Genomic DNA, 16,902 nt, shown 5'->3' with positions numbered 1-16,902 from the left:
CAACGGCTTGAAATGAAGGCCGAGTTTCGACGTATGCAGAGATCGACGTGTCGTACCGCTGTTGCCGCGCTGGCGCTCGCGCTTGCGCTCGTTGTGCCGACGCACACGCAGTTCCGCTTCCAGCCCGTGGCCGAGCACGCCGACTACGCGGCGCTCGGCCTGGCGCTCCGGGAACTGGGCACCGTCGGCAGCCTCATGATGACGACGGCGCATCCCGACGATGAGAACAACGCGCTGCTGGCCAGGTACCGCTTCCAGCAGGGCATGCGCACGACGCTCGTCACCGCCACGCGTGGCAACGGGGGGCAGAACGAGATCGGTCCGGAGATCTTCGAATCCCTCTCCGTGCTGCGCACCGAGGAACTGCTCGCCGCGCATCGCGTGGACGGGGCGGAGCAGTACTTCGCGCGCGCGGTGGACTTCGGGTACTCGTTCAGCGTCGACGAGACGTACGAACGCTGGGACCGCGACAAGATCCTCGAAGACTACGTCTACTGGATCCGGAAGATTCGTCCCGACGTGATCGTGGGCTTCGTGTGGGACCACACGCAGGGCGGCGGCCAGCACCACCAGGCCTCGTCGGCGATCACGGCAGACGCGTTCCGTGCGGCCGCGGATCCGGCGAAGTTCCCGGAGCAGATCGCGAAGGGCCTGCGGCCCTGGCAGGCGTCGAAGTTCTACTACACCGGCGCGTTCGGCGGGCAGGACTCCGCACCCGCCGACACCATCTGCCGCGTGGACGGCAATCAGTTCGATCCGCTCCTTGGCCGCACGTACAACGAGCTCGGATCCGAAGCGCGCAGCATGCACATGTGCCAGGGCATGCCGCAGCTCTACGCGTTGCCGGGGCCGCAGCCGCGGACCTACGTGCTGCACGACACGGTGCTGCAGCATCCCAAGTCCGACCAGAACACGGATCTCTTTGCCGGTATCGACACGGGCTTGCGCAGCCTCGCCCGCTTCGGCCGCGGCGGCTCGCCCGCACTTGGCCTGGCGATCGACGCGCTCGATGGTCAGATCCGCAGCGCGCGGATGGCGTTCGAGACCAAGGGCATCGCCGGCGCGCGCGCGGTGCTGCCGCAGGTGCTCACCACCGTCCGCGCCCTGCGCTCGCAGCTCACGAGCATGCATCCGGATCCCGACGCCCGGTTCGAGCTCGATCTCCGCCTGGAGCAGAAGGAGCGGCAGGCGGAAGCGGCCATGCGCATCGCCGCGGGGCTTCGCGTGGACGTGCTGGCCAACGACGGCCTCATCGTGGGCGGTCAGTCGACGCGCGTGACACTGCGCGCGTTCGCCGGTTCGGGCAAGGGCGTGGCCGTGAAGTCCGTCGCGTTCTCGGGCTTCGAAGGTACCCATGAATGCGAGCCGGTGGCCCTCGAGGAATTGCGGCCGTTCAACTGCGTGTCGACGCTCACGGTACCCGCCGCGGCGAAGCTGACGACGGCGTACTGGAAGCGGGTACCAGGACGCGACTACTACGACTTCGATCCGGAAGCGCCGTTCGGCCTGCCGTTCGAACCCACACCGTTCAACGCGACGATCACGTTCACGATCGACGGCATCGAGCAGGCGGTGACGTATCCCGTGCAGTACCGCAACGACGGCAACGTCTTCAGCGGCGAGAAGCGTCACGAACTGCTCGTGGTGCCCGCGCTTGCCGTGCGGCTCGGCGCCGACATCGTCGCGTTCCCCGGTGGAGGACAGGCGCGGGAGCTTGGCGTGACGGTGGTCAACCACGACAAGACGGCGGGGCAGGCGACTGTGGCGCTGCAGGTACCGAAGGGCTGGACGGTGACGCCGGCGTCGGAGACCGTGGCTTTCGCGCGTGAAGACGAGGCGCGTCAGGTGCGGTTCGCGATCACGCCGCCTGCGGGAACCAGGCCCGGACGCTACGACGTGCGCGCGACGGCCACGCGCGCCGGCCGGACGTTCGACAAGGGCTATGAAGCGATCGAGTATCCGCACATCAGGCGTCGTCATCTCGTGGGTGATGCGACGGGCAGCCTGAAGGTGCTCGACCTGAAGCCTGTCACCGGTGTGACAGTGGGGTACGTGATGGGCGTCGGCGACCAGGTGCCGCCGGCGCTGGTGCAGCTCGGCGCGACAGTGGAGTTCCTGACGCCGGAACAGCTCGCCTCGGGCGACCTGTCGAAGTACGCCGTCGTGATGACGGGCGTGCGGGCGTACGAGCGTCGTGCCGACCTGCGCGCCTACAACCAGCGACTGATCGACTACGCCTCCAAGGGCGGCCTGGTCATCGTCCAGTACAACAAGTTCGAGTTCAACGAAGCGCAGTACGGCCCGTATCCCGGACTCGTGGGACGTGCGTCGACGTCTGCCAGTCCGTTCGGCCGGTTCACGGCGGATCGCGTGACCGACGAGACGGCACCGGTGACGGTGCTCGTGCCCAACCACCCCGTGTTCACGACGCCGAACCGGATTGGCGACGCGGCCTGGAGCAACTGGGTGCAGGAGCGCGGGTTGTACTTCTTCGGCACTGCCGATGCCGACAAGCGCTACGTCGATCTGATCGAGATGACCGACCCGTTCCCGAACAATCCGGGCCCGAAGCGCGGCGCCCTCGTCGAAGCACGCGTGGGCCAGGGGCGATGGATCTACGTCGGCCTCAACCTGTGGCGCCAGCTCCCCGCCGGCACCGACGGTGCCTATGCGTTGATGGCGAATCTCCTGTCGCTTCACTGATCGGCAACCGGCAACCCGGCAACCCGGCAACCGGTTGCCGGTCCCCTCACAGTTCTGTTCCTGCTCCGCCAATCTGACCGTAGGGCTTCAAGACACATGCGGGCGCCCCTCGGCGATTCCGGGGAATTCGTGAGGCCGATCGCCGGGAACGGGTCTTGCTCTGCCCTTCCCCGCACCGATGGCGAGACGAGACGAGCGCATCGAACACCTTCTCCGGCGAGCCGGCTTTTCCGGCAGTCCTGACGAGGTTGCCGGGTTCGCGCAACTCGGGTTCCACGGGGCTGTCGACTACCTGGTCTTCTACGAACAGGCGCCCAATTCCGACCTCGATGCGCGGATCGGCGTCCCCGGCCATGTCGGCGTGACGACGCGCGACAGGTTCTCGCCCGACACCGCGGTCAGGGACGCGCGCCAGCGCTGGCTGTTCAGGATGGTCCACTCGCGCCGGCCCCTGCAGGAGAAGATGGCGCTCTTCTGGCACCATCACTTCGCCACGGCGTACCAGAAGGTGGCCGACACGTACGGCGGCACCATCGCCACCCGGATGATGGCGGCCTCGGACGTCTACAACGAGCCGAAGGCAAGTCCCGTCGGCCAGATCGAGTTCTTCAGGCGCAACGCCCTCGGCAACTTCTACGACCTGCTCGTGGGCGTCGCGCGCGATCCGGCGATGCTCGTCTGGCTCGACGGGCGACTGAACGTGAGGAGTGCGCCGCAGGAGAACTTCGCACGCGAGGTGATGGAGCTGTTCACGATGGGCATCCGCCCGTCGGACACGGCGCCCAACAACTACACCGAAGACGATGTGAAGGCGGCGGCGCGGGTGTTCACGGGCTGGAACCTGCGCGTGGACCCGCGCGGGACCGATGCCGTCAACGACCCGACGCTCTCCTATGGCTTCCTGTTCCGCCCCGAGCGGCACGACACCCAGAGCAAGACCTTCTCGTTCGACATCTATCCGGGCGGCGGCCGCACGATCGCCGCCAGCGGGGAGCAGGAAGGCCTGGATTTTCTCCTGGCGTGCTGTCGGCACCCGCAGACGGGACCGCGTCTCGCGCGCAAGCTGTACGCCTTCTTCGTGAGCGAGCTCACTCCAGCCCCGCAGGCGTTCGTGGATCGTGTGGCGGCCACCTTCTACAGCACCAACTTCGACATGCGCCGCGTGATCCATCAGGTGCTGCTCTCGGCGGAGTTCCAGGACGAATCCTGTTACTACACGCGCTACGCATGGCCCGTGGAATTCGTGGTGAAGGCCATCAAGGAGACAGGCTGGAACGGGTTCTCCGTCGACAGCACCATCACGCCCCTGGTGGCGATGGGGCAGACGCTGTTCGAGCCGCCGGACGTGAACGGGTGGGAGACGGGCCCGGGCTGGTTCTCCACGGGCGGCATGCTCGCGCGCATGAACTTCGCGGCGTCGCTCACGCAGAATCAGCGCTTCAATCTCCGTGAAGCCGCGCGGGCGTCAAAGGCGTCACCGGAGTCGGTCCTGTCGCACACGCTGCATCGCCTGTCGCCGATGCCGTTCGAGCCGCCGCCGTACAACGAGTTGCTCGGCTACCTCCGGGCGGGCACCAACTGGACCGGATCGGACGCCGAGTTGCTCGCCAAATCCGCGGGCGTGACACACCTGGTGCTCGCGTCGCCGCAGTATCAATTCGTATGACGCCCAATCGTCGGCAGTTCATCAAGGGCGGCGTGGCCGCGTTCACCGTCAGCTTCGCGGCGCCGGCATTTCTGTCCGACATCGCGCGGGCGCAGGGCGCGCGGTCGCGCAATCTCGTGGTGCTCTATCTGAGCGGCGGCAACGACGCGCTCAGCATGGTGGTGCCGTACGGGAACGCGGGGTACTACGAGCGCCGGCCGACGATTGCGGTGCCGGCCGGCAACGTGCTGCAGGTGGGCACCGACGCCGGCGGCACGACGGTCGGGTTGCATCCGCGGCTGACGGGGCTCAAGCAGATCTTCGACCAGGGACGCCTCGCCGTGATCCAGCGGAGCGGCTATCCCAACTCCAGTCGCTCGCACTTCCTCGGCACCGATATCTGGTCCACCGCCGATCCATCGAACCCCTCGGGTCCGGGTTGGCTCGGGCGCTACCTGGAACTGCTGCCGCAGCCGCTCGATCCGCTGGCCGGCTGGAACACGGTGCGCGAGACGCCGCGCACGCTGCTGTCGCGATTCGTGGGCGTGCCGGCGATCCCCGATCCGCGCACGTACGCCTTCAACAGTCCGAATTCCGGCACCGAAGCGCAGCACGCGCGGCAGGCCGCAACGCGCATCGCATCGCACGTGCCCGTCGATCGCCCGCATCTCTCGTTCGTGTCGGGCACCGCGCGCGCGGCGTTCGACACGCTCGATCGCGTGGCATCGGTCGCGCAGTACGCGCCAACTGTCACGTACCCGTCGACGGGACTCGGCAGCGCGCTGCGCGCCGTGGCGGGGTCGATGGTGCGCGGCATCGGGACGAAGGTGTTCTGGGTGCAGACGGGCGGCTACGACACGCACGCATCGCAGAACCCGAACCAGGAGACAGGCGCGTACTACCGCCTGATGGGCACGCTCAACGACGCGGTGTTCGCGTTCTACCAGGACCTGAGCAACCAGGGCCTGTTGAGCGACACGCTCGTGCTCCAGTTCTCCGAGTTCGGCCGGCGCGTGTACGAGAACGGCAGCCAGGGCACCGACCACGGCGCGGCGAGCACGATGATGGTGATGGGCGGCGGGGTCAGCGGCGGCCTCGTCGGCACCGCTCCAGACCTGCGCAACACGCCCGGCAATCCCACGCTCGAGAGCAACAACGGCGACGTCCGATACCAGACCGACTTCCGCTCGGTCTACGCCCGCGTCCTCGACAACTGGCTTGGCACCGACTCCACCACGGTCCTCGGCGCCAACTTCCGTAACGCAGGACTGACGTTCATCTGAGACCTGGCGGCGAGCGTGCTCACCACTGCGGCGCGGGGCGGCCTGTCCACACCCACACCAGGAAGTCCACGGTCGGCGGTTCGCCGCCGATCTCCCGCACGCGCGTCGCCACCTGTCCACGGTGATACGTCGTGTGCGACAGCACCTGCCACGCGCTCTCGGCAAGCGTCGCCGGCGCCACCGTCCCGAACTGCGCCTCGATCATCTCCGCCCAGGGAAACGCTACCGGCCGCGCCAACGTCGTCGCGTCCACGTCGGCGCTGAACGCCGCCACGGCCGGATAGTACGGCCGCGCCCACCGTTCGATCGACGCGAGGTCCGGATACGCCGTCAGTTCGGTGACCACGAACGGGTCGCCTCTCCAGGCCTGCAGGTAGACCTCCTGGACGATGTGCATGTGGTGCAGCAGGTAGCGGAGACGATCATCTTCCTGCGCCGCCGGCAGGTCGCGCACCGATCGCCATGTATGCGCATCTGCCCACTCCATGTGACGCACGAGATCGCGCAGTTCGACAGCTGTCACCCGCACCTCCCCTGGTCGCCCGTCATGGTCCGCACGAACACTACTCGTACCATCGAGCAGACGTCCAGCGCATGAGGGTTCTTCCCTTGTTGTCCTGGGAAAACTGGTAGCATCGCGCTCTGTCCCTGACGTGCCGCCGCCGACGGTTTGTGTCGACGTGTGATCGTCGCCGGCAAGATGCGGTGAATGGTCGTATGAAGCTCAGATATCACAGTCGCTGGTCCGCGCTGGCGGCCATCGTGACGATCGGCGTGGCGGCCGGCGCGTCGGGCGCTGTCTACAGCGTGTTCACCGAGGTGCTGTCGACGACACCGCCCGTGCATGACCCGCGTGGGCTCGTGCGCGTCGGGGTCGTCGGTGGGCCTGGCACGCCGCCGCAATCGGTCCCGTTCGAGGCCTTCCGGACGATCCGCGGCGACGACGAGTTCCTCGCGACGACGACGGCCTATCGCCCGATACGCCGATCCGTTCACCGTGCCGGGGACAGCGATGGCGGCGCGCGCGACGTCGTGGTCGTGACGCCGGACTTCTTCGCGACACTCGGCGTGACGATGGCCGAGGGCCGGGCGCTCGACGCGACGGATGCGACGGCGGTAGTGAGCGACGACATGGCGCGTCGCTGGTACGGGACGGCTCGCGCGGCACTCGGACAGGACCTGCTGATCGGCGGCATGCCGCACACGATCGTCGGCGTCACACCTGCCGGGTTCTGGTTTCCGATGCGCGGCTTCGACGTGTGGGTGGCAGCGTCTCCCGCACCGTCGGCCGCACACGAGGACACGTGGCACGTCATCGGACGCCTGCGACACGGCGCCAGCCTGGAGGCCTACGACCAACTCGTGCGGTCGAGAGCGATCGATCAGGAGCGCGATGACGAGCGCCGCACGTACGCCGCACGCTCGCTGAGCGATGAGCAACCGTCTCGCGCGCGCATGGGTGCTCTGGCGCTGCTCGGACCGTCGCTGGTCCTGCTCGTGGTTGGCATCGCGAATGCGAGCGCACTGCTCCTCGCCGACGCCGTCGCGCGGCGACGCCAGTACGGTATTCGTGTCGCTCTCGGCGCAACACCGTGGCGCCTGGCGAGAGGCCTGCTCGGAGAGAGCGCGCTGTGGGCGGCGTGCGCGTTGCTCGTGAGTGTGGGCATCAGTTGGCTGCTGGTCCACGGCCTCCAGCGGTATGTCGCCATGGCGTTCCCGTCCCTCGACCTGACGATCGCGTTTCAGTGGCATCAGGTGTGGTACCTCCTCGCGCTCGTCGCCCTCGCGGCGGTGGTGACAACGGTCCTGCCGGTGCGCTATGCCACGCACCGGGCGATCACCGGCACGCTCGTTGCCAGCGCAACGGCCATGCAGCGGCGAGTAACCGGGTACTCGACGGCGGAAGTGCTCATGGTCCTGCAGGTAGCCGTCGTGACGGGACTCCTGGGCGTCGGCGTGACGTTGGTGCGCACGATCGGCGACCTCTACGCGACCACGCTTCCCGGCGATGCGGATTCGGTGTTCGTCGTGCGCGTCGAGGATGAGGCGGAGACGCGTGAGGCCCGCCTTCGGCACGTGGCCCGCGATCCGGTGGTGCGCGTGGCGGCGCTCGCCGACGAGCGTCCACGCGTGCAGGCCCGGGTCCGCGTTAACCGTTCGGTCGACATCAGGCGCATCGGTGACGAGGCGACGGCGCAGCGCATGAAGGTGCGTGTCGTCCACGTGGAGCCTGCGTACTTCGAGGTGATGGGCATCGCCGTGTCGCGCGGGGCCGCCTTCCGGGATGAGGCGGGTGGGTTGCTGTCGGGCGTGATCAACGAGGCGCTCGATCGCGAGATCGCGAGGATGGGACTGACGTGGTCGACGGCGGAGTTCGGTGTGGGGCAGGCGGTGGACGAGTCACGCGTGCACGTCGCGGGCGTGGTGGTGGACGACAGTCAGGCGAGCCGTCTCGCGCAGGTGGCCCCGACGCTCTATCTGCGGATGTCGCCGCTGCAGGGGGGCGCGGACACCGTGCTCCTGGCGAGGACGTTCCAGAGCGACGCACAGACGCGGCGCGCACTCGAGTCGGCCGTGCAGGCGAGCGGCGCGGCCGACGCCATCGTCGAGACCGTAGCGGACCTGGCGGCGCATGACCGCGCTGGCGCACGGCTGATCCTCAGTGTGCTGCGCGTGTTCACCGTCGCGTCCCTCGTTCTGGCCACGCTCGGTCTCGGTGGGGCGCTGCGGCGCTACGTCGAAGAGCGGCGCGGCGAGATCGCCGTCAGGCGGGCCATCGGCGCATCGACCCGGCACATCGTCTGGGTGGTGTGTCAGCGCGCAACGGCCGTCGTGGCCGTCGGTGCGGTGCTGGGCGCCGGCGTGGCGTTTGCCGGCATGTGGCAGACGTGGCCCGAGATGGCGGGCACGATCGGCACGGATCTCGTCGTGTGGCTCTCCGTGGTCCTGACCGTGACCGGTGTCGCCGCCGTGGCCGCCTGCGTGCCCGCAGCCCTCGCGCTGCGCGTCGACGTCGTGAAGGAACTCCGACGGATCTGAGGACCCGATACCGAGGGACCCGTAGCCAGTAACTTCGGTGCAGGTTGCCCCTCATGACCGATCCTGTGCTCCCACCTCCGCTCCAGGCGCCCGTCGACGCGATCAACAACGCAGACACCGAGGCCTTCGTGGCGGCGTTCACCGACGACGGCTATGTCGACGAGTGGGGTCGCGTGCTGCGCGGTGGCGAGGGCGTGCGTCGTTGGGCCGAGAGCGATGCGATCCCTCGCGAACCCCTGTCGCGGTGCCGTGATTTTCGAACTCGCGGCGTCCGAGGCCGAAGGTCACGCGCTAGAATCGCGAGGTGACGTCTCGATCCTCCGCGGTCGCGTCGTGGTCGCCGGAACAGATCGCACGAGGACGGCAGTGGGTTCTGGCCTGGAAGCATGCCGGACCGAACCTCGAGCGCGTCAGACGCGAGGAGTTGCGCCGGCTGGATACCTGCGCCAGCATCGCGCTGCTCTGCGGAACGGCCGACTACACGACTCCACCTCGCGCCCCGCGACCGTCATCCGGCCTGGTCGAACAACAGCGGATCTTCCGGAAGATGCGCCGACCGTGAACGCGGTCATCAGGGCAGCAGCGGAGCTGCAGAGCGTGTGCGACGCGCAGGCCTGGCGCTACTGCTTCATCGGCGGGCTTGCGGTTCTGCGATGGGGCGAACCGCGTGAAACCGTGGATGTGGACCTGCCAGTGGTGAGGGGCCGGGCTTCCACCTTCGCCCTCCGGGCTACGGCGGACAGGTTGCCAGGCCCGCCCACCGCGCATTGTCTACAGCGGCGACGTGCGGCAGCGGGATGCGAGCAGGCCGGTGGCGGTCGTGAGGTCCAGGTCGGCGACGAGCAGGCCTGCTTCGCCGTACGGCTGATGACACAGCAGCGTGCCATCAGGTCGGGCGATCGCCGACGTGGTGCCTGACCCTTCACTCGCGCAATTGACAGACGCCACGTAGCAGGTGTTCTCCGCCGCGCGACAGAGCACGGCCTTCTCGTGGAAGGTGTTGGCCGGGTCGGCGAAGGTGACGGGACGATAGCTGCCCGGCTCGGCGACGTGCGCGTGCGGGTGGAACACGACCTGCGCGCCGCGCCGCACGGCCCAACGTACTGTCTCCGGATAGCGCCATCCCTCGTGGCAGATCACCACGCCGAACGTCAGCGGTCCCGCGGTGAACACGCGGCGTTCCGCGCCGAACGCGGGATACGTGGACTCCTCCGACGGATCGAGCTGCCCCTTGTCCTGCCAGCCCACGACAGCGCCGTCGGGGCCGATCACGCACACAGCGATCTGCAGCCCCCGCTCCGTGATGCGCTCGGTGCCGAGGAGGACGGTGATCCCCGCCGCCCTGGCAGCATCAGCCACGGCAATCCGTGCCCGCTCGAGGAAGACGGCATCCGGCGCCGGCATCGCCGTGCCCGGCCAGCGATACCCGGGCACGAAGCACTCAGGGAAACACAGCACCAGCGCGCCACGCTCGCCTGCCGCGGCCACAGCTGACGTGGCCAGGCGCACCGACTCGTCAGGCGTGGCGGGGACGCGGAGATTCGCAAGGGCGACCCGGACGGACGTCATGGGCGGCAGTATGCGCGATTGCGGTGCCCGCGTCTGACGAACGGGTTGAAACCCGTTCGCTTCATCGAGTATCTGGTTTGGTCCGGCACACGACTTGTTGCCACAAAGTGCGCGCGCCACCTTGCGCGATGTGGCCTCCGGCTGGTCTACTGTCGCGCATGCCGACCGCCGAGCCGCCCGGGCCAGCGTCGCCGCAGGCGTCCCTGTTCGCCGACTACACCCTGGCACGCGCCTTCGACGAGATGTTCGCCGCGCCGGCACACGCGCGCGACCACTACGCCCCGCTGCTCGAGCAACTCCAGGGGCTCGACGCCGGCGAACTCCAGCGCCGCCAGCAGATCGCCGACCGCGCGTTCCTGCACCAGGGCATCACGTTCACGGTCTACGGCGACAGCCGCGGCACCGAGCGCATCTTCCCGTACGACCTGCTCCCGCGCATCATCACGGGTGCCGAATGGCGCACGCTCGAGCGCGGCCTCACGCAGCGCATCACCGCGCTCAACCTGTTCCTCCACGACATCTACCACGAGGGTCGCATCCTGCGCGCAGGCGTGGTGCCGCGCGAGCTGATCGTCAGTTGCCCGCACTATCGCCGCGAGATGCGCGGTCTGCGCGTGCCGGGGGATCGCTACGTGTCGGTGGCGGGTACCGATCTCGTGCGGCTCTCCAACGGCGACTTCGCCGTGCTCGAAGACAACCTGCGCGTGCCGAGCGGCGTGTCGTACATGCTGGCCAATCGCGCCGTGATGAAGCGCACGTTCTCGCGGCTGCTCTCGCGCTACAACGTGCGCCCGATCGATCACTACGCGCAAGCTCTGCTCCGCACGCTGCGCGATCTCTCGCCGCACGGTCGGCCGAACCCCACGGTGGTGCTGCTCACGCCGGGCGTGTTCAACTCCGCCTACTTCGAGCACGCGTTCCTCGCGCGCCAGATGGGCATCGAACTCGTCGAGGGACGTGACCTCTTCGTCCACGACAACGTCGTCTACATGCGAACCACGTCTGGCGCGCAGCGCGTGGACGTGATCTATCGCCGCGTGGACGATGACTACGTGGATCGGCTGGCGTTCAAGTCCGACTCGCAGCTCGGCGTGACGGGGCTGTTCAACGCCTATCGCGCGGGCAACGTCGCGCTCGGCAATGCCATCGGCACGGGCGTGGCCGACGACAAGGCCGTGTACGCGTACGTACCCGCGATGATCCGGTTCTACATGGACGAGGACCCGATCCTCCAGAACGTGGAGACGTACCTGCTCGACGATCCCGTGCAGCGCGATCACGTGCTCCAGAACCTGGAGAAGCTCGTGGTGAAGGCCGTCGGCGAGTCTGGCGGCTACGGCATGCTGATCGGCCCGCACAGCACAGCGGAACAGCGCGAGCAGTTCCGCGAGCGGATCCTCGCCGACCCGCGCAACTACATCGCCCAGCCGACGCTCGATCTCTCGTGCGCACCGTGCTTTGTCGACGATCGGGTCGAGCCGCGGCACATCGATCTCAGGCCGTACATCCTCGCCGGCCAGCAGACAGTGATTGTTCCCGGCGGCCTCACGCGCGTGGCGCTGCGACGGGGCTCGCTCGTCGTGAACTCGTCGCAGGGCGGCGGCAGCAAGGACACGTGGGTGCTCGAATGAGAGGTGGTGGCCAAATGCTCTCGCGCGTCGCGGACCACCTGTACTGGATGAGTCGCTACCTCGAACGGGCCGAGCACACCGCGCGTCTGCTCGAGATCGCCGTCGTGCTGTCTGCCGATCGCACGCCGGAGTCGGCGTCGCGGCACGGCGTCCGCCTGCTCAGCGCGCTCCAGGCGCTCGATGCGCAGCGCGCCGGGCAGGTCGAGTTGCCTGCGCTTGCCGTCGAACTCACGGTCGGCGAGCGCGAGGAGTCGCTGCGGGCATGCGTGTCGCACGCGCGCGAGAACGCGCGCCAGGTGCGCGAGCAGATCAGCGTGGACATGTGGGAGGAGCTCAATCGACTGTATCTGCGCCTCCAGGCCGCACGTGAGTCACAGGGATGGCGCGAGCAGCCCGAGGATCTGTTCCGCGACGTCCGGCACTCGGTCTACCTCTTCAAGGGCATGACGAGCTCGACGATGACGCGCGGGGAGGGGTGGCAGTACATGGAGCTTGGCCGCTTCCTGGAGCGGTCGATCAACACGTCCATGCTGATGGACGTCCATCTGCGTGAGTTCCACGAGGGCATGCGCAGCGGCCTCGAAGCCGCCGACTACGTCGAGTGGCTGTCGCTGCTTCGTTGTTGTGCGTCGTTTGACGCCTACCTCCGCCTGTACTCGGCCTCCATCCAGCCCCTCCACGTCGTCGACTTCCTGATCCTCGATGCGCAGTTCCCGCGCTCGCTGCGTTTCTGCGCCGACCGGATCGAGGAGTCGCTGCGCCACCTCGCGCGCCTGTCGGGCCGCACGCAGCCGGCGCGCGTGGAACGCCTCGCGGGATTGCTGCGCGCGTCGCTGCAGTTCGTGCAGATCGACGAGTTGCTGCACGGCGATCTGCTCCAGACGCTCGAACACGTCCGCCGCCAGTGCCGCCTGATCCATCACGCCACGTATCAGAGCTACATCAGCTACCAGCTCGAATCGGAGTCGGCGTGAAGTCCCGGTTGCCGGGTTGCCGGTTGCCCGTTGCCGGCCGTGAACTGCCCTTATGCGATATACCGTCTACCACCTGACGCACTTCCGGTACGACGCTCCCGTCAGCGAGAGCGTGATGGAAGTGCGCATGCAGCCGCGCACCGAGAGCGTGCAGCGCTGTCTGCGCTTCGAGCTCACCACGACGCCGCGCGCGCGTGTGTTCGCCTACCAGGATCCCGAAGGCAACGTCGTGCACCACTTCGACGTGCCCGCGCGTCATCGTGAGCTGACCGTCGTCGCCGAATCGGTGGTCGAGTTCGTGTCGGACATCGCGATTCCCGAGCGGTGCGATCCGGCGGCGTGGGATCTGCTTGACGAGAAGGGCACGCGCGAGCGGTTCTTCGAGTACCTGGAACCGTCGCACTACGCCAGGTCGACGGAGGCGCTCGAAGCGTTCGGGCGGGAGCTGGGCCTGTCTCGCGACGTGGATCCGCTGTCGCTGGTGCGGCGGCTGAAGCACCAGTTGTACGACGCGTTCGAGTACGCGCCGCAATCGACGCGCGTGGACTCGCCGATCGACGAAGCCCTGGCCAATCGCCGCGGCGTCTGTCAGGACTTCGCGCACGTGATGATCGCGCTCGTCCGCGGCATGGGCATCCCATGCCGGTATGTGAGCGGTTACCTGTTCCATGACAACCGCGCGGGCGAGCGATCGGTCGACGGCGCGTCGCATGCGTGGGTCGAGGCGTGGCTACCCGGTCTCGGCTGGATCGGCGTGGATCCCACCAACAGGACGCTGGCGATGAATCGCCACATCCGCGTGGCGATCGGCCGCGACTACCACGACGTCCCGCCGTCGCGGGGTTCGTTCAAGGGCAACGCCCGCAGCGAACTCGGCGTCGCCGTGCGCGTGCAGACCACTGACGCCCCCATCGCCCCAGCGGACGTCATGCCTGCCCTCTACTGGTCCGCCCCGGAAACCGACGTCGCCCCGCTCGTCACCGACGAGGAACAGGAGGAGCAGCAACAGCAGTAGGGGCCGGCAACCGGCAACCCGGCAACGGGCAACCGGTTGCGGACAGGAGCCCATGGGCCGCGTCCGGTTGCCCGTTGCCGGTTGCCGATCTCGTCTTTCACGCGCATGCTGTCGTCAGGACGCGAAGGGAGCAATGCGGATGGGCGTTCGTGGCGTGGCGGTGCTCGCTGTCCTCTCGTGTGTGGCGGCGACGCCTGCGCGGGCGCAGATCGGCTTCGATCTCATGCGCCCGCCGACGAGCACGCGCGAGGTCAGGGTCAGCGACAGGCTGCCGCTGTGGGTGGCGCTGCCGACGTCAGCGCGCATCCTCGGAAGCCGCGGCGTGGAGGTGCAGCCCGTCAGGAACTCCGGCGTGACGCTCGAGAACACGAAGCTCGGGTTCCTGGTCGGGGCGCTGCGCAACACCGGGTCGTGCCTGAACGACGTCTCCCTCCGGCTGCAGTACACCAACGACCGCTGGGCGCCCATCGGACCGAAGTTGGAGAACGAAGCGCGCGTGAGCCGCGTCGAACCCGATGGCCTGATCCCGTACCGCTTCCGGCTGGCCAACCGCAGCGAGTTCACCGAACAGCCGTCGGGCTACATCCTCGAAGTCACCGAAGGGGACGCGCCCGTCGGCAAGACGCTCGAATGGGTCGAGAAGGGCACGGTGGGGGCGCGCACGCCGTGCGAACCCACGTCGTTGCGTATCGAGGGCGTTGTCGACAAGGCGCGTGCCTCGCTGGAAGGGCATCGCGTCGACGGCGAGATTCACGTGATCGCGGGTGGGCCGGTCAGCGCTGACGGCATCACCGTCACCGTGGTGCTCCTCGACGAGGACGGGCACGTACTCGACGTGATGACGGGCATTCCCAGTCCGAAGGTCGGCAAGGCGACCGTCGACGCATTCACCGACGGCATGAGGGCCAGATTCGAGATCCGCTCGCCCGTGCCGCTCGGCAAGGCCGTGCGCCAGCGCGACGTGTTCATCGAGGTCCTGCCTGGGGCCCGGGTCGATCCCGCCCGCTGACGGATCGGTCCGGTCGCCGTGATCGCGAATCGATGTACTAAGCTACGGAGCAATCGATCCGGGCGTGCCGTCGCGCGCCGCGCAGAGGAGTTCGCAATCCATGAGCGATACCACGAAGGACACACAAGGCGTCCCGCGCCGCACGTTCGTCCGCGGCGCCGCGATGGCCGCGGCTGGTCTCACGATCGTCCCGCGTCACGTACTCGGCAAGGGGCAGACGGCCCCGAGCGACCTCGTGAACGTGGCGGGCGTCGGCATCGGCGGCATGGGGCGGTCGAACATGACCCAGCTCGCCAGCCAGAACATCGTCGCTCTGTGCGATGTGGACTGGGGCTTCGCGCAGCGACAGTTCGACGCGCTGCCGCAGCAGGCTGCAGCCGCCGAGAAGCGCCTTGCCGATGCCAACCCCGCGCCGCCGGCCGAGATGAAGGTGCGGATGCAGGAGCAGATCGCCGCGCAGCGCCGGCTCGCCGAGAAGGCCGGCAAGGCCGCGCGCTACACCGACTACCGCGAGATGCTCGAGAAGCAGAAGGACATCGACGCGGTGATGATCGCCACGCCGGATCACGTGCACGCGGTGATCGCGACGGCGGCGATGAGTCTCGGCAAGCACGTGTACGTGCAGAAGCCGCTCGCGTGGTCGGTTGAGGAGTGTCGCGCGCTCGCGAAGAAGGCGGCCGATACGAAGGTCGTCACGCAGATGGGCAACCAGGGCCACTCGACAGACGATGCGAGGCTGGTGAACGAGTACATCCAGTCTGGCGCGCTCGGCGAAGTACGCGAGGTGCACATCTGGACGAATCGTCCGTACGCCTACTGGCCGCAGGGCATTCCGCGTCCGGCGGCGATGCCCACCAGCACGAGCCGTTCGTCGCAGCCGTGGAACATGAGGCACGTCATGGAGACACTTGGCGACGCGATGAACAAGGTGCCGCATCCGGTACCGGACAAGCTCGCGTGGGACCTGTTCCTCGGCCCGGCCCCGTTGGTCGAGTACCACCCCGTCTATCACCCCTTCAACTGGCGCGGCTGGTGTGACTGGGGCGTCGGCGCGATCGGCGACATGGGTGCGCACCTGATCGATCACCCGTTCTGGGCGCTCGATCTCGACTACCCGACGACGGTGGAGACGCAGTCGACGCCGTACAACAAGCAGACATACCCGGCGGCCACGACCACGTACTACGAATTCCCCGCGAAGGGATCGCGTCCCGCGGTGCGTATCAACTGGTACGACGGCGGCCTGCTGCCCCCGAAGATCGACGACCTCGGCACCGAGGAGTTCGACAAGGGCGGCGGTGTGCTCTACATCGGCAGCAAGGGCAAGCTGCTGCACGGCACATACGCACAGAACCCGCGGCTGCTGCCCAAGTCGTTCGCCGACGCCACGCCGAAGCCGCGCGAGACCTACAAGCGGATCACGACATCGCACGAGATGAACTGGATCGACGCGATCCGTGGCCGTCAGGAAGTCACGTGCCCGTTCTCGTACGCCGCCAAGCTCACCGAAGTGATGCTGCTCGGCGTCGTCGCGCTCAACGCGGGCAAGAAGATCACCTACGACGGCGCGAACATGCGCATCCCCAACGCGCCCGACGCGGAGCAGTTCCTGCGCCGGCAGTATCGCCAGGGCTGGTCGTTGTCGTGATCCCCACGCGCACGGCCATCGTGTCGTGCGCGTGCTTCACCCTGGCGGTGGTGTGGTCTCCCGACATGGGAGCCACACCACCATCTTCTTTTCGAGTGGAGAGCAACGCTCCTCTGCGTGGCATGGACGCCACGGGCCTCAGCCCGTGGCTCACGGACACGGATCTGGATCGGCTGATGGCGCGCGTCATCGCCAACAGGGACCAGACCTGGCGCCGACTCCAGGAATATCTGCTCGACGAGCAGGAGTCCTTCCAGCTCGTCGGACCGTCAGGCGCGCCGATGTTCGGTGTGCGGAAGGACTTCGTGTGGGTCGCGCGCAACGGCCGCGTCGTGCGCAGCCCCGTGCGCGTCAACGGCGTGACCATCAGCGAGGCCGTACGGCGT

13 protein-coding genes are annotated in these 16,902 nt (G+C 68.0%); 11 read left to right on the top strand and 2 right to left on the bottom strand.

From position 1 onward, the window contains the following. The first annotated feature begins 33 nt into the window (after positions 1 to 33). The 3 genes from IT182_05120 (at position 34) to IT182_05110 (ending at position 5,631) form a co-directional block, all read left to right on the top strand. The gene (locus tag IT182_05120) at positions 34 to 2,703 is read left to right on the top strand and encodes a PIG-L family deacetylase (GenBank protein MCC6162713.1); all 2,670 of its coding nucleotides are present in this window, start codon (positions 34 to 36) and stop codon (positions 2,701 to 2,703) included. A 178-nt stretch (positions 2,704 to 2,881) separates the two neighbouring features. Then, on the top strand, positions 2,882 to 4,369 hold the full coding sequence (locus IT182_05115; protein ID MCC6162712.1) for a DUF1800 domain-containing protein: 1,488 nt from the start codon (positions 2,882 to 2,884) through the stop codon (positions 4,367 to 4,369). After that, positions 4,366 to 5,631 carry a DUF1501 domain-containing protein gene (locus IT182_05110; protein ID MCC6162711.1) on the top strand — a complete coding sequence of 422 codons (1,266 nt, stop codon included), beginning with the start codon at positions 4,366 to 4,368 and terminating at the stop codon, positions 5,629 to 5,631. The genes IT182_05115 and IT182_05110 overlap by 4 nt, the downstream gene beginning before the upstream one ends. A 19-nt stretch (positions 5,632 to 5,650) precedes the next feature. Here the strand turns inward: IT182_05110 and IT182_05105 are convergent, their stop codons facing one another. Beyond that, positions 5,651 to 6,154 (bottom strand): hypothetical protein, encoded by a 504-nt coding sequence (locus tag IT182_05105; GenBank protein ID MCC6162710.1) that lies wholly within the window; start codon positions 6,152 to 6,154, stop codon positions 5,651 to 5,653. Positions 6,155 to 6,348: 194 nt separating this feature from the next. On the opposite strand from IT182_05105, the gene IT182_05100 reads away from it, so the two are divergent. Together IT182_05100 and IT182_05095 are read left to right on the top strand one after the other, a co-directional pair. Next, positions 6,349 to 8,670 carry an FtsX-like permease family protein gene (locus IT182_05100; protein ID MCC6162709.1) on the top strand — a complete coding sequence of 774 codons (2,322 nt, stop codon included), beginning with the start codon at positions 6,349 to 6,351 and terminating at the stop codon, positions 8,668 to 8,670. A 304-nt stretch (positions 8,671 to 8,974) separates the two neighbouring features. After that, positions 8,975 to 9,232, top strand: a complete 258-nt coding sequence (locus IT182_05095) for a hypothetical protein (GenBank protein ID MCC6162708.1) — start codon at positions 8,975 to 8,977, stop codon at positions 9,230 to 9,232. Between the two features lie 209 nt (positions 9,233 to 9,441). Here the strand turns inward: IT182_05095 and IT182_05090 are convergent, their stop codons facing one another. Then, positions 9,442 to 10,239, bottom strand: a complete 798-nt coding sequence (locus IT182_05090; protein MCC6162707.1) for a carbon-nitrogen hydrolase family protein — start codon at positions 10,237 to 10,239, stop codon at positions 9,442 to 9,444. Between the two features lie 158 nt (positions 10,240 to 10,397). Here IT182_05090 and IT182_05085 point away from each other — a divergent pair, with 158 nt between their 5' ends. The 6 genes from IT182_05085 to IT182_05060 form a co-directional block, all read left to right on the top strand. Next, positions 10,398 to 11,870 carry a circularly permuted type 2 ATP-grasp protein gene (locus IT182_05085; GenBank protein ID MCC6162706.1) on the top strand — a complete coding sequence of 491 codons (1,473 nt, stop codon included), beginning with the start codon at positions 10,398 to 10,400 and terminating at the stop codon, positions 11,868 to 11,870. A gap of 14 nt (positions 11,871 to 11,884) precedes the next feature. Then, positions 11,885 to 12,844 (top strand): alpha-E domain-containing protein, encoded by a 960-nt coding sequence (locus tag IT182_05080; protein MCC6162705.1) that lies wholly within the window; start codon positions 11,885 to 11,887, stop codon positions 12,842 to 12,844. Between the two features lie 52 nt (positions 12,845 to 12,896). Further along, complete coding sequence (locus tag IT182_05075) at positions 12,897 to 13,859, top strand: transglutaminase family protein (protein MCC6162704.1); 963 nt, start codon at positions 12,897 to 12,899, stop codon at positions 13,857 to 13,859. A 139-nt stretch (positions 13,860 to 13,998) separates the two neighbouring features. Further along, positions 13,999 to 14,868: a hypothetical protein gene (locus tag IT182_05070; GenBank protein ID MCC6162703.1), complete on the top strand. Its 870-nt coding sequence runs from the start codon at positions 13,999 to 14,001 to the stop codon at positions 14,866 to 14,868. A gap of 100 nt (positions 14,869 to 14,968) precedes the next feature. Then, positions 14,969 to 16,516: a Gfo/Idh/MocA family oxidoreductase gene (locus IT182_05065; GenBank protein ID MCC6162702.1), complete on the top strand. Its 1,548-nt coding sequence runs from the start codon at positions 14,969 to 14,971 to the stop codon at positions 16,514 to 16,516. Beyond that, positions 16,513 to 16,902: hypothetical protein (locus IT182_05060; protein MCC6162701.1), on the top strand; the 390-nt coding region annotated here is incomplete at its 3' end. The genes IT182_05065 and IT182_05060, both read left to right, overlap by 4 nt.

This window comes from Acidobacteriota bacterium (genome assembly GCA_020845575.1).
GTDB lineage: Bacteria > Acidobacteriota > Vicinamibacteria > Vicinamibacterales > Vicinamibacteraceae > Luteitalea.
The sequence above is the reverse complement of the archived record's forward strand: the minus strand, read 5'-3'. Positions and strand labels throughout refer to the sequence as shown.